Origin of the sequence: Segetibacter sp., from assembly GCF_025963695.1 — a bacterium.
GTDB lineage: Bacteria > Bacteroidota > Bacteroidia > Chitinophagales > Chitinophagaceae > Segetibacter.
This window is the reverse complement of sequence record NZ_JAOQAH010000004.1, coordinates 1-14772: the sequence shown is the minus strand read 5'-3', so window position 1 is coordinate 14772 and position 14772 is coordinate 1. Positions and strand designations below refer to the sequence as shown.

8 protein-coding genes are annotated in these 14772 nt (G+C 42.0%); 1 reads left to right on the top strand and 7 read right to left on the bottom strand.

The window, feature by feature from the left end:
• Positions 1-120: 120 nt before the first annotated feature.
• From JWR87_RS00130 to JWR87_RS00100, 7 genes are all read right to left on the bottom strand, one after another.
• On the bottom strand, positions 121-2088 hold the full coding sequence (locus JWR87_RS00130) for a S9 family peptidase (RefSeq protein ID WP_297814416.1): 1968 nt from the start codon (positions 2086-2088) through the stop codon (positions 121-123).
• Between the two features lie 63 nt (positions 2089-2151).
• Positions 2152-3504, bottom strand: a complete 1353-nt coding sequence (locus tag JWR87_RS00125; RefSeq protein WP_297814413.1) for a DUF4832 domain-containing protein — start codon at positions 3502-3504, stop codon at positions 2152-2154.
• 12 nt (positions 3505-3516) lie between these two features.
• A complete protein-coding gene (locus tag JWR87_RS00120) occupies positions 3517-5442 on the bottom strand; it encodes a glycoside hydrolase domain-containing protein (protein WP_297814412.1) in 1926 nt (641 codons plus the stop codon).
• 72 nt (positions 5443-5514) lie between these two features.
• The gene (locus JWR87_RS00115; protein ID WP_297814410.1) at positions 5515-6726 is read right to left on the bottom strand and encodes a hypothetical protein; all 1212 of its coding nucleotides are present in this window, start codon (positions 6724-6726) and stop codon (positions 5515-5517) included.
• The gene (locus JWR87_RS00110) at positions 6723-7895 is read right to left on the bottom strand and encodes a hypothetical protein (RefSeq protein WP_297814408.1); all 1173 of its coding nucleotides are present in this window, start codon (positions 7893-7895) and stop codon (positions 6723-6725) included. Before JWR87_RS00110 ends, JWR87_RS00115 begins: the two co-directional genes overlap by 4 nt.
• A 403-nt stretch (positions 7896-8298) precedes the next feature.
• Positions 8299-9786 (bottom strand): RagB/SusD family nutrient uptake outer membrane protein, encoded by a 1488-nt coding sequence (locus JWR87_RS00105; protein ID WP_297814406.1) that lies wholly within the window; start codon positions 9784-9786, stop codon positions 8299-8301.
• Between the two features lie 39 nt (positions 9787-9825).
• Positions 9826-12975 (bottom strand): TonB-dependent receptor, encoded by a 3150-nt coding sequence (locus JWR87_RS00100; RefSeq protein WP_297814402.1) that lies wholly within the window; start codon positions 12973-12975, stop codon positions 9826-9828.
• A gap of 435 nt (positions 12976-13410) precedes the next feature.
• Here JWR87_RS00100 and agaR point away from each other — a divergent pair, with 435 nt between their 5' ends.
• Entirely contained in the window at positions 13411-14190 is a 780-nt protein-coding gene (agaR, locus tag JWR87_RS00095; protein ID WP_297814399.1) for a transcriptional repressor AgaR, read from the top strand.
• Positions 14191-14772: the final 582 nt, after the last annotated feature.

The window sequence follows — 14772 nt, the reverse complement described above, 5'->3', positions numbered from 1 at the left end:
TTGTTGCTCCTGCCGAACAATGCTACACTGGTACAAGAGTGCGACGCAACGATGTACCATAGTAGCAACCTGCCTGGCTTCAAAAATTTCCACCGGCTTTTACCCTTTATTTACATTATATCATTCGGCCAAATATTTATCGAACCACTCAACTGTGCGTGTTAGCAGGTCATACCGGTTCAATGGCTTTAGATCCGGCCTCCATCCGTGGCCTTCACCAACGTATTGGACAAGCCTGCTTTCAACGCCTAATTTTTTTAGGGCTATGTACATTTCTTCTGCCTGCGATACAGGCACTTCGTTATCAACCTCGCCGTGTAAAAACAATGTGGGCGTGGTAACATTTTTTACATTTCGCAAGGGAGACCATTGCCAAAGCAGTGGAAAATTATCGTAGGCGCTACCGTTAAACTCAGACTCAATGAGAGAATGATACAAAGAAGTGCCGGCAAAACTTACCAGGTTACTGATGCTGCCATCGGCCACCGCCACTTTAAAACGATTGGTTTGCGTGATGATCCAATTCGTCATATAGCCGCCGTAGCTTTGTCCGGTTACTCCCAAACGATCCGCATCTATCCAACTATTTTCACTGATTGCCGCATCTACCCCTGCCATTAAATCTTTATAATCGCCGCCGCCCCAATTTAAAACACAGCCGCTGGAAAAAGACTGGCCATAGCCACTGCTTCCCCGGGGATTGATAAATAAGACTCCATACCCGTTTGCTGATAATATCTGCATGCGGTCTTCAAACTCGTAGCCGAACATGTTGTGCGGCCCTCCGTGAATAACCAGTATAAACGGATACTTTTTCTCAGCGTCAAATTGCGCTGGCTTAACTATCCAGCTTTGTATCTCCAGGTCGTCAAAGCTTTTAAACCAAAACGTTTCCGATTCCTGCAGATGGCACTTTTGTAAAAGAGTATTACTGTTATCGGTGATCTGGCGGTTTTTATTCAAACTCACATCATGCAGAAATATTTCTGTAAGATGTGTTGTATCTGTACTGATGTAGCAAATCTTATCACCAGCTTTACTTATCGCATACTCAAGTATGTGACTTGCTTCTCCCACAACATGTTCTACGTTGTTAGTGTCAACAGCAACTTTATAAATGGCTGTGGTGCCTTTATTACCTGCAGTAAAATATATCTCTTGCGATTGTGGATGCCAGCTTATTTGCTCTATTCTACGGTCAAAGGCTTGTGTTAAGCAACGGGTAGAACTACCACCTGACCCGACTATATAAAGCTGGGTATCTTCAGCAGGGCTGTCGTTTGTACCAACTTTATTGCGTGTTGCCAGGAAAGCGATAGTAGCTCCGTCTGGAGACCAGGCGGGCAGATAAGCTGTGCCGATATTTTCGGTATACCTGGTGATATTTTGGGAAACCAGGTCTATGCTCCACAAATCATGCAACTGGTTGTTATCAACATCGCTTGACCTGTTACTAACGAAAGCTATTTTAGTACTATCGGGAGACCAGCAGATAGAATGCTCATTAAATGTACCGTTAGTAACAAGTTGAATTTTACCATCAACTACCGACACCACCCAAATATGAGACAGCCTGTTGTCTGTAATAACGGGTCGGCCCCGCCCACCCTTTGTTTTATACAGTAACCTGTCAATCACATGCACATTGCTCACACCTTCTTGGGTAAAAGCGCTGGTGCTAACATAAGCAATCTTTGATCCGTCCGGTGACCAGGCAAAACCCTTTGCTGCGAGGTGCCCCATGAAATAATGTGATTCATAGACAGGTGCCAGGGGGCTTTTTTTACCTGTATCCAAAGTATTTACCCAGATATAATTCTCGCCCGTGTGGTTTGCCAAATAAGCAATCTCATTATTAATCGGCGACCATTGCGGAGCCGATCCTTCCCAGACACTTACTTCCATGCCTGTGTTTAGTTCTATAACAGAAATAAAGTCGATATGAGTGTTTTCTTTCCAGTCAGCTTTAGAAGTAACATAGGCTAAAAAACGTCCATCGGCAGAGATAGAAGCAGCGCTCAACATGGCAACATGTTGCAGATCTTCCATTGTCAATGGTCGCTTTCTTATGTCTGGTTCAATATTCATCAATTTTCAAAAAATTACTTTTATAACATAGCTGGCAATAAGGATTAAAGTTTTATAGACAGCTTATTCTGTTATTGCTATTGTTCCCATTTTATACCATCCGTCTGCTGTCTTGCCTGCTATAGCCAATTGGATAGCGGGCTTTTTTGTACCAGGTGCAACAACTCCAAGTTCAACTTCATATTCACCCGCCTCGATTGCAGAAGGAATTGTTACAGTTGATTTCACCTCCGCAGTTCCTGGAAACAGTTTTTTTAAATCTGCATCAGTAGCGATGGTAAACCTTTTGCTTCTATCTGCTTTTGACACCAACTGTATCGCTAGCTGGTAAGTATTGTATAGCGGTGCAACGCCCTTGTTTTGCCAGTTCGTAGCACAGGTTATTGCTTCACCTTTTTTTGCTTTGGATGGATAAGAGAACTCATTTAGTACAAAGCGATAACCTAGCTTCTTTTCAAATTCTTTTACCTTGGGATACCATTCTTCGGGGATTGCTTCTGTACCATTATTTACTCCGGTAGCATGCCACTCGAGTGCTTTATTCAAAATATAATCTAAGTCCCAACCGCGCTTATACCACTCGTTCATGGTCCAGCAGGTTTCAAAAGCAATGGGCCCGTTCTTCCAGCTATCGTGTGCATTTGCGCCATCCAAGGCTTGCGGATATACACCCTTCATATGGTTCCAGCCAAGCGAATCCATGTCGCCCCAACAATCTGCCCGCCAGCCTGCTCCTTTGGAGGTTCCATATTGAAAACCATATTTTTGCTTAAATGCAATTAACGAAACCAACGGCGTTTTCTTAAAACTCAAAAAGTAAGCGTCAATAATTTTCCGTGCATTTTCGTCTGAAGGAAAAACGATCTTAGAAGGATCTTTTGCATCAGGGTCAATATGCCATTCGCCCCATTGACCTACAGTGCCAATATCAACAAAACAAACGCCGGGGTTTCCATCATAACGTTCGCCTAAAGCCTTGATTAAATTAATGTGCTTCTCTATAAAAACCGGATTATCGTAAAAGGGAGATTTTACGCCGGCCTTTAATGCCCATTCAGGCACTTTCATATCCGTATTCTGGCTCATTACTCTAAAGTTGAGCATTTGCCCATTACGTACAGATTTTGCAAGCACACTGTCAATAAGTGCATAGTTTATTTTACCTTCCTCAGGCTCTAACTGGTCCCAGTAAAATCGTTGCTGACTTACGCCGCAAAGCGGGTGTACCCTGTTACCAAGGTTTTCGTTAAACGTATTACCGGTAGATGTAAAACCACGACCCGGATTAAGTAATGTACTATCTATTTCAACCGGTTTCACAACAACATTCGTACTACCAGAACCACAGGAAGTAAACAATGAGCCTGTCAACAGCAGGGTTAAAACCGCCGTATGTGTTTTTTTAGAGATTAGCATTACTGACAAGAATTATTTGCGTACGTTTTTTATAGCCTGGTTTATAAGCTCCCCCAATTGATTTCTGCTGTCATCCCACTTTTGGGGATCGTAGCTCCAAACATCCAAATTGCCAACGGCATTATCTCCAAAGGGTCTATTGATTACGTTGTTTACGATACTGCTTACCCGTTTGTCATTTTTATCAATCCCAGAAAGCATCTTCATATACTCGTATTCCTGTACACCATCACGCATTGTTTTCAGCCTGATAGAAGGACATGCACCCGATACGTTTGGTATTATTCCCGGTGCATATATCAACATTCCATTTCCGTTCATTTTCTTTTCGTCGTAGCCGTCTGCGTTTCCACCATCGTTAGCGCTCTTCCAGGTTTCAGGATCGTACCAGCCGGCTTTCCAACCAGCACCTATGCCCCAGCTTAACCAGGAGTGCGCTTTATACTTCCATGCACTCCAGCTAATAGCGCGATCATTCACCAACGGCAGGTCGGTAAACGTTGTACTACCCACCCAACTGTTCACCTTACTTTCGTAGATCATTGGTCCGTACAACCATTCTTTAATGCCCATTTTGCTATACTTATTAAACCTGTTCTCATCAAACTCGATGGTATGAACCGCCCATGAGCTAATAGCGTTTTCAATTACCGCCATAGCAGTATCTGTATAAGCACCGTCTACTCTAAATTCCGCTTCAGGATATTCTTTCTTAAATAATTTTCCATAATAAGCCATCCTATCCCATGCCTCCGGGAAATACGATTCGTCCAACCCATTTAAGTAAACAGTTACATCAGTTGTCTTTGGGTTGATCAATGGCTGCACATGGCTTCTTACACTGCGCACCACATTTACATACGCTGCCCTGTTTTCAGGTTTACGTTCAACATCCGGTTTACCCACATCAGGCCAGCCTGGGGTGTGGTGTTTGCCGTACACATCAAATGGCAATGCAAAAGTTTCTATAGGAGTTCCATATCCGGGACCGTACTCATAACCATGTGCTTTGGTAAAAGCTTCGCCGGTTAAATATTTTTTAAGGCGGGCGTCAAACTTCTTCCAATCAACCACCACCGTTTTGCCAACCTTCTTCATTTCGGGCTTGTAGGTTGGGTCCATTACACCAATCCTGTTTCTCTTCATCAACTGGTAAATTTCCAGTTCAGCTTTTTCGTTCATGCTGCTTACAAAACCTTCGTGTTGTAAACTCGCCTTCAGCAAATTCTCATTGGGAATGGCAAAATCTAAAACGTTTAACTCAACAGGAATAGATTTGGTAACCCCTTCGATAGCAACGGAGATGTTTGTTGAATACACACCGCTTTTAGCTGCAGCTTTTTCAAAAGGAATATATTGATCTACCCAAACAATCAACGATTTCTGCTGATCAATACGATTATTAAAATCAGGAAGTTGCAAAGGATACACCCAGGCATTTACACTCAGGGATTGGTTTCCGGGCTGAATGTATTTGAAGGGAATTAGTGCATCAGGATACCAGCCGGTACCTAAAGCAGCGCGCGGATAACCAGTACTTGGCGATTTCACTTCTACCGCCCATTCTAAAAACAATTCAGGAAGAATTCTTAGGTCGCTGCTGTTATTTTTAAAAGGTTTCATGTGAACTTCAATATTTTTTAAAGGCGTTGAAGTTTTATTGGTTAACACCAATTGAAACGAAACATATTCGCCTCTTGCAGCTTGCAACGAAGCCACTTTGCCGTTATACACCCAGTTACTTTCGAGCAACGACTCAGCGGTCATACTCTTTGCATTTGTTGCTACATAAGGCTGATCATACACGCGATGTGTTGAAGGATCAATACGAACCGAAGATGGCAAGATAGAGATGCTCCAACCCGGAATGCTATCGTTGGCTTTTGACTCGCCCAGCACTAATACAAGGGATAATAAGATGGCAAATGTTTTCATCATAATTCAAATACCGCTAATTTTTTAATAAAGAGCCAATGAGAAGACTACGTTTAATTTGGTGCAGGAAAGAGATTACTTTCCTACGGGAAAAATGAGTAATTGACTTAAAGATTCATCTTCGCCCATTACAATATATTTTCCATCCTCTGATGCAGTAATTGTTCGCAATTGAAAACCTCTCCAGTCGATACCTTGCTCAATGCCAGGTGCTTTTAAGTTAAATTGCGGATTACCAAGATCTTTATAACCTTCAGTTTTTTCGTCATAACTAAACAAATGCGCATACCCAGGCAGCGCTCCGGCAATGCCATAGAGTTTTCCGTCCGCTCCAAAGCTTAAACCTCTCAACCGGTTCATCATTATAGGCTTACCCAAATTTTTAACTGTATTGGTGCCTGGCTGTAAACTAAACAATTGACCATCGCCGGCATTGCCACCATACAGGGTACCGTCGTTCGCTTTCGCCCACGCTTCTACCCTACCAAGGCTACGACGTCCCCAAACTTCAGGAATGTTGGAAACCGTATGAAAACTTTCATCAGCAGGATCAAAGTAGAACAACTTATTAACCGAGCGGCTTCCGTATACCAAACCTTTGTTGTCTACAGCGAGAGAAGCGCCTAAGTATTCCTCGGGCTGCATGTGAAATTCGTTCTTCAACACCTTTAAATCTGCAGCCGTTACAGCAACGTCTTTATAAGTCTTAAATGCTTTTGAGCCTATGTTGTAACTAAAGAAAATACCCGACGGATACGTGATGCCATACAACACACTTGTGTTACTGTTGCCGGTTAAAGCAAACACACCTTCGCCTGCCACAGGAGTACCTAAATCTGCCACCTTAATGCTGCCGTTTGATCCTACATTAATTTGTAAAAGATGTCCGCTTGCATTAGAGCCATTATTCGTTTTATTCGCAATTGTGCCTGCAAACAAAGTATTATTCGCTGCTTTAAAAAAGCCTGATTGTATGCTGCGTTGCCCCGGTAAAACTTCGTTCAGGTCCTTCAATTCAACCACCTCTCTTTTACTTAAAGAGGCAACAAAAATGTACGGCGCCAGCTTTTCGTTTGCAGCAGTACCGCCAATAATGTTATCGCCAATTACGGCAAGAGATGCAATTGAATTTCTATTTACCGGCATTCTCTTAAGGTCAGTATTGGACAGTGATACTTCAATACCAAATGCATCAGGAGGTGTAAAAAAAGTGTACTGCGCATAAGAAGGAGCCGCCGTAAAAGCAAACGCAGAAAAAGCCAAAACCTTTATATATGAAAACCTCATTTTTGAACTTTTTTAGTAGGATTGAACTTGATTAAAAACGGAACAGAACGATCTTCTTTGTCTAAAACTCTTCTACCAGCGAAATATAAATTTCCCTTTTTATCTTTTGTATCAGAACCGGTTGCTTCACCCAATTCACCTACTGGATATTCATAAATAAAAGTGTGTTTTTTTGTTTTGGGATCAAATTCCATTAACACCGTTTTATTTTCTACTACATAGTTTCCGTGGCCGCCAACGATGTAATACAACTTGCCATTGTCGCCAATGTTAAGGTTGGGAACATAAGGCTGCCATGGTTTTATGTTGGCGGTTGCAGGTGCAACACCACCTAGGTCAACCACTTTACCCATACCATTTTTTTCGGGGTAAAAGGCAACTATTTTAGCACCGTAGGTAACAAAGTAGATCACATTGTTTTTTTGATCTTTGGCATAAGCCGTAATACCTGTAACAATTTTATCGCCGGGTGTACCGTCAAAAGCAGGCAGGCTATTGCGGGCAAATAACAAGCTGTCGCCTCCTTTTTCATACTTCACCAAACGCTGGCGCCAGTCTACATAATAACAGTTGCCCCACCAGTCGGTAAACACCACGCGCGGTACATGGGAACTACCCAATCTTCCAAGATCGCGCATATCATTTTTCGCCGGATCGTACACCAGAAAACGCGCCTGCGGATACGAAACGCCATACAGTTTTCCAGTTGCAGGATCAATGTCCATGTCCTTAAGACTTTCGTATTGCATGCCCATTCCCAGGTTCACGAAGTTTTTGGTTTGCGGATGCCATTTCATGAAAAAGCCGCCTGCATAACCGCCAGGATGATCCATTAAATATTCTTCTTTCGACTCTCCACCATCTGTAGAAAAGTACATATATCCATCGGGACCTTCAATGATTTTGGAGTGAATTTTTCCCTGCCATTGGAAACGGCGCAGGTGCGCAAGATCGCTGATAGCGCCGTTGTTGGTCATTTTACCAGTAGTAACATCGTAATCAAACAACGCAATTTTATCTGCATGATTCGTTACGCCCACCACCACTTTATTATACTTGCTGCTAAAGCCGATATCGTTCCAGGTTGAGTGACCTTCAGGAAAACCAGTGTACTCGATAAAGGCAACATTTGCTTTGGTAATTTTAGCTTGCCCAAATGAAACCGGCATTTGCAAACAGCAGCAAAAAGCGCAGGAAAGAAAAAATTTGAAATAGTTTATCTGCATTATAGGAACTCTTTGAATTTGGAATTTATATACTTTGGCGCTCTTTAAAATGTACACTGTATTTTTATGAGCCCTGCTTCCATGGTGCTATGAAGCAGCGTTGCGTCGCACTCTTGTACACTTCATTCATTCTTGAGCACATTTCGATACTATCTATAATTACTAAAAACCAGTGCTCATTATTCTTTTTACCTGTATTACCGATCATATTAACCCCCGTCTGATATCGTGGATGGCTCAATATTGAAAAGAATGTACAAGAGTGCGACGCAACGATGAAACTTTGTAATACTATAGCCTGGCACAAAAAAGCACCCTACTACTTTAAGTATAACCAACTTTTTAATTAATAACCTGGATTTTGTGTGACTTGTGGAGCCATTTCTCTTACGATGGATGGAATAGGAAGCAATAGGTGGTGCGCATCTATCGGAGATGCTAGTCCAATTGTGTTGGCATCACTTAGCGGCTTCACTTTGGCATTCATTACAGATAGTGCTCTGCCGGTACGAACGAGATCAAACCAACGATGACCTTCGAAAGGAGATTCACGACGTTCTTCGAGGTATACTGCCTCCCTGAACTGATCTTTTGACAAACCTGTTGGAAGCGGATCGAGGCCCGCACGAGTTCTTACCTTGTCTATGCTGCTATATGCGTTCGTTGGCCCCTCAGATTCATTTACAGCCTCTGCGTACATTAACAGCACATCAGCGTATCTTAAAATGTACCAGTCTTTACCCGAGTTACCATCACCTGTGCCCGCGCCTATATCTACATAGTTTTTGATAAATTTGTAAGGATAATAATTGGCAGCTTTTGTAAAACCATCGCCAATCGAATTTCTTCTTACATCTTTCGACTCATACGTATTCTGAATATCTGCAGTCGGTTGGTTCCAGCCGAATGCAAGACCTGTTTGTATTAAAACTGTTTCGCTGCTTAAAGGGGCACTGAAATTAGGAAAACTGGAGCCTAAACCAGAAACGCCCGCTATATAATAAGCCTGCCAGATCGTTTCGCTGTTACCCTGCTGACCCGATTTAAACAGATCGGCATAGTTGGGCATAAGGGTATATACATTCATGTCGATCACCTTCTTAAATTCAACTGCGGCTTCGGCATATTTCTTTTGCGTCAGGTATACATTGCCAAGCAAACTGGTAGCGATACCCTTGTCTGCCCGTCCCGAATTATCACCTGTGCTCCTGTTGGTAACAAGGAGTGTTTGTGCATCTTTCAGATCGGTGATGATTTGTGAATAAACCTCATCCACCGTATTTCTGCCCTTCTTATAGCTATCATCGATATTGTCAAATCTCCCCAGCACCAACGGTACTCCACCGTACAAACGAACCAGGTTGAAATAAGCAAGCGCCCTTAATACTTCGGCTTCGCCCCTGTATTGATTTTTCTTTAGGGGATCAATACTGGAACCAGCAACAAAAGAAATAATATCGTTGGTTTTTTGGATGAGTGAATAGCTCACATTCCAGTAGCCCAATAAATGCTCGTTGTTAGAGGTAAGGGTGAAGTCATCATACTCAGACTTTGACAACGGCCCTCCGGAACCTCCGGGAACATATACCGAAGTGTTATCTGACCTGATGTCAGTTAAGAGAAAATAAAAATTACCTGAATGATATAAGCTAGATAATGTTGAGTAACTGCCCACCACTGCCTGCTCAAAATCTGAAGCTGATTTATAGAAGGCCGCTTCGTTTGATCTGTCATACTGCTTCGTCTCGAGGAACTTTTCGCAGGAAGACATAGATAATACTGTACCCAGCAAAAATATCTTCGTAAAAGCTTTTATAAAATAATTATGTCTCATTGATTAATACTTTTTGAGCCAATAAAAGAACTGGCGATTTTAGAATGTCAGGTTTAATCCTAGTGTGATCGTACGTGTCAGCGGGAACGTTCCGAAGTCCATACCCGGTGTCAGGTTATCTGTTCCTTCTACAGTGTTAACTTCCGGATTATATCCCTCGTAGCTTGTAAAAGTGTGCAGGTTCTGAACGTTTAGATAAGCCCTTGCGTTTTTGATAACCTTAGCTCCAAAAAGAGTTGGTAAACGGTATCCGAGTGTAAGGTTTTTAACTCTTACAAAAGAGCCATCTTCCACAAGCCAGCTGGTGATCACCGGATTATTGCCCTGGTAGGCAGCATAGGTAGGACGGAAGTTCTGGCCATCACCAGGTTCAGCCTCAGATTTCCAGTAATTCTTAAAAAGTGAACTTACCGCCTTGTAGTTGCCTGAAGTTTTCAAAAGGTTTAAAACTTCCACGCCCTGTACACCTTGAATTAAAATAGTGAAATCGAAATTTTTGTATGTAACAGAGTTAGTAAAACCGAAGGTGAAATCAGGTAAATTATTTCCAAGATTTGTTTTGTCGAAATTGTCAATAAGGCCATCTGGCTTTCCACCAGGACCAGAAAGATCTTTTAATCTTGGATCTCCTATGGCTGTAATTCCTGAAGCAAGTTTTGGTCCTGCTGCTAATTCCTGCTTATTCTTATAAACGCCATCATATATAAAACCATAATAGCTCGCCATTGTTTCGCCAACCCTTGTTCTGTGGGTAATCGCATTCACCACACCGTAGTTAACACTGAATATGTCGTCATTATTGGCATTCAGTTGCTCAACTTTATTTTTATTTGATGATATATTGAAATTGGTGGTCCATACAAAATTCTTCCTATCAATATTCCTGGTTTCAATATTCAGCTCGATACCTTTATTTCTGATTCTGCCGAGGTTTCTAAGCGTTTGGCCGAACCCGGTAAAAGTTGGAACCGGTACTCCAAATAACATTCCTGAAGAAACCTTGTCATAATAATCGACCGTAATATTCAACCTGTTTTTAAACAGTCCTGCATCCAGGCCTATATCCACCGATTTTGATTGTTCCCAGGTTAAAAACGAGTTACCAAGGTTGTCCTGCGATAATCCGCTTACCCGTCTTCCATCACCGCTACCCAGAATAGCAGTTCTCGGACCGACCTGCCCTATAGCGCCATAGTTACCAATTTGGTCATTTCCGACAATACCGTAGCTAGCCCTTAATTTAAGATCACTTATAGCTTTAACAGCTTGCATGAATGGTTCTTGTGAAACGCGCCATCCTATTGCCGCTGAAGGAAAGTTTCCCCACTTTGCATTAGCACCGAACCTTGATGATCCATCTCTTCTGAATGTTGCTGTTACAAAGTATTTTTCATTAAAATCATACTTTACCCTGCTTATTAAAGAAGCCATGCTCCATTGTGATTTGCTGGCGCTGCTGCCTGTAGTAATACCTGCATTTACGGTATGAACCAGGTTGTTCGGAAATTGGTCGGCAGAGATTCCTGCGGAAGTGAAAGTGGCCATTTGTTCAGAAAAACCGCCCAGTACATTCAGATGGTGTTTCTCGTTGAACGTATTGTCATATGTCACGGTATTTTCATTGCTCCAGCTCAAATTGTTACCGGTGTAAGTGCTGCCATATAAATTATAACCACTAACAGTAATGGTAGACGGAACAAACGCATCAGTATTAATATTGGTAACGTCTGCGTTAATGCTCGATCTAACAGTCAGATGTTTCGAAAGGTCAACGGTTGTAAACAAGGTACCCACCGTATTAAACATCCTCATTGTATTTTCATATTCTCTGCTCAGGCCGAGACCGTTCGAAAAGAAAAGGGTTTGAGGAGGCGTACCATCATCAAAGGTTACCTGCTGCATATTATTATAGGTACCATCTGCCTTAAATACAGGGAAGATGGGTGGTGAAGTAACTACTGCTGCTGTAACACCACCATAGTAGGAAAGCCCGCCGGCGTTTGAAATTCTGTTGACGCTATAAGAAGGAGCGATCCTGAATCCTACTTTGATACGATCTGTAATATTTGCATCTATATTACCTCTCAGTGAATATTTTTTAAAGCCCTGTCCTCTTGTAATGGCTTCCTGGTTAATATAATTTCCTGAGATATAAAAACGTGCGTTATCAGTTCCTCCTGATGCAGACAACTGATAGTTGTTCATAGGAGCAGTCTGGTACACTATATCCTGCCAGTCATTGTTTGGCAGCAATGAAGGATCTTTGAATTCCTTAGGTATTTTGAAATTTGCGTTGCTACCACGCACAGCATTCGGGTCAGATGCGCTTCTTCCGGGAATGGCTACACCATTGAGGTAAGTGTAGTTATAATTCCTAATATCAACTTGCCTTTCAGCCCATCCTGCAGTAGATAGCATGGGAATTTTATGATCGATATTTTGCCAGCCGTTGCTCACATTCAAATTAACCTGGGTTCTGCCTTTCGCACCCTGCTTGGTGGTAATGATAACGACACCATTAGATCCCCTCGATCCATAAATGGAAGTGGCGGACGCATCTTTTAAAATGTCAATCGACTGAATGTCTCCGGGATTGATAGATGCCAAAGGGTTTGTTGGAACATTTGCTCCACTGGCTCCCTGGGCAGAATATGAAGCCGTTGTATTATCGAGTGGCACACCATCAATAACATATAATGGTGTATTATCAGCGCTGATAGAACCAACGCCCCTGATCTTTATGCTTAGACCGGCACCAGGCGCTGATGAAGTCTGCTGTACCTGTACGCCGGCAACCTGGCCTACAATCGCTTCGCCGAACGACACCACCGCTTTATCCTGTAGTTGTCTTGAACTAACTGAAGCTATTGATCCGATAACATCTTTCTTTGACTGCGTACCATAACCTACTACAACCACTTCGTTTAAAGATGAACTACCTCTTTCTAATTCTATATTAATGGTCGCCTGATTTTTTACAGAAACCTCCTGGTCAGTAAAACCAACATAAGAAAACACCAGGCTACCACTTGCAGGAACATCAACGACAAATGCGCCATTGTTATCTGTAGCAGTACCTGTTCTTCCTCCTTTCACCTTTACAGTTACACCCACAAGCGCTTGCCCGGAAGCTCTTTCTGTAACAACGCCTTTAACACGCGTTAGTGCACTTCCCGCGTTTTGAGCCACGGCGAAGTTTGTCGCAGATATCGAGAAAAGAAAGACAACGAAGAAAAAAGGATTGTTCCGGTTTTTAAAGTACGCTACGCACGTTAAAAACCTTTTGAGGATTGACTTTTTACCCATAATGTAAGTTTGGTGGAGTTTTGAATGGATTGTTTCCAAAAGGTTGTTCACAAATATACGGCGAAGCGCAAAAAAAAAAAATATAATCGTAAGTTTTTGAAAAAAAACATTTATTATTCGAAAGGTTACAAAAGGTATAACATAAAAAACACAACTAGAACTACCAATAGGTTTTCAAATTTGAATACTTTCGCGTTTTGCAACCGTAAATAGAAACAAAATAGCTTCTAACGAAAGCTTAGCGCTCTTTTGATCAGCAGATATTTTTCATTTTATTGTTTTTTATAATTAATTTGTTAGGCAAAAGCCATTTTATACATGGAGGTTAAAAAAAGTATCTCAACGGTTGAGCGCCGAACACTCATTATTGAAAAGTTAGATGCAGAAGGACAATTGGATGTCACTTCTCTTAGCAAAGAACTTGGAGTGAGTGAGGTAACCATACGTAATGACCTCAACTGGCTGGAGCAAAAAAACATGCTCATAAGGGCACGCGGAGGAGCAATAAAAGTTGAGCGCGTAGGGGCAGAGTTTAGCCTGTCGGAAAAAAATAAACTTCATTACCAGGAAAAGCTGAAAATTGGGAAAGCAGCGGCAGCGCTCATAGAAAGTGGCGACACTATCATATTAGATTCAGGAACCACTACAATGGAGATCAACAATAACCTTTCAAATATTGAGTCGTTAACGGTTATAACCAATGCACTTAACATTGCCAATAAACTTGTTGAGCAGGAACACGTAAATGTGATTGTTCCCGGTGGTTTTTTAAGAAAAAATTCTTTATCCCTGGTAGGCACCACAGCAGAAGAGAGTTTCAGAAATTACTTTTGTGATAAACTGTTTTTGGCGGTTGATGGCTTCAACAGCACGTTTGGATTATCTACGCCAAACGTAGAAGAGGCCCATTTAAACCGGGTGATGATTTCTGTTGCCAAACAAGTTATTGTTGTGACAGACTCAAGCAAATTTCACAAAAGGAGTTTTGCTTTTATAGCCCCTATATCGGCAGTAGATATAGTGGTTACGGATGCCGGAATTCCTGAAGAAGACAAAAAAAGACTGGAAACGGCAGGAATTAAAGTGCTTATTGCCTAGTACGAACAATTATATTGGTCTATTCACGAATCGGTATAGTGTTCTTTCAAAGCCCTGTAACCCGAGGGCCAGTCCTCGCTTTCATCAAAGGTACTAACGAGCCATTTTGTTATTAATACCACAGGAGAATTTCTAAGTTTTGGAGGTCTCCTTAATTTGTTTTTATAGTACCAGGTAGACACCAATCGATAACGAAAGGCGATTAAAGGCAAACAGAAATCGCTATTCACTTGACACATAAACGTTTCTCGCTTTAAAGCCCGTAAATGGGTTATTACCAACGTGCTGAGGTGCTGAACCACAGAAACTGAATGTGATGGTTGCTGGAGGGCATTAAGAAAGAGTTCACTTTCGCTGTTGGACCCACACAGAGGCCCATTTCAGAAATTATTTTCCATTAAACTCTTTCAGGCTTCCGATGGCTCTAATATAAACCATCAACTATCTACCCAACGTGGAAGAGGCACACGTGAACGGTATGAGTGAGACATCTAAGCAGGTAGTTGTTGTAGCAGATGCAGGCAATTCTACAAAAGAAGCTTTGCCTTTATCGCACCTATAGGCAAAGCAGATGCTTTAATT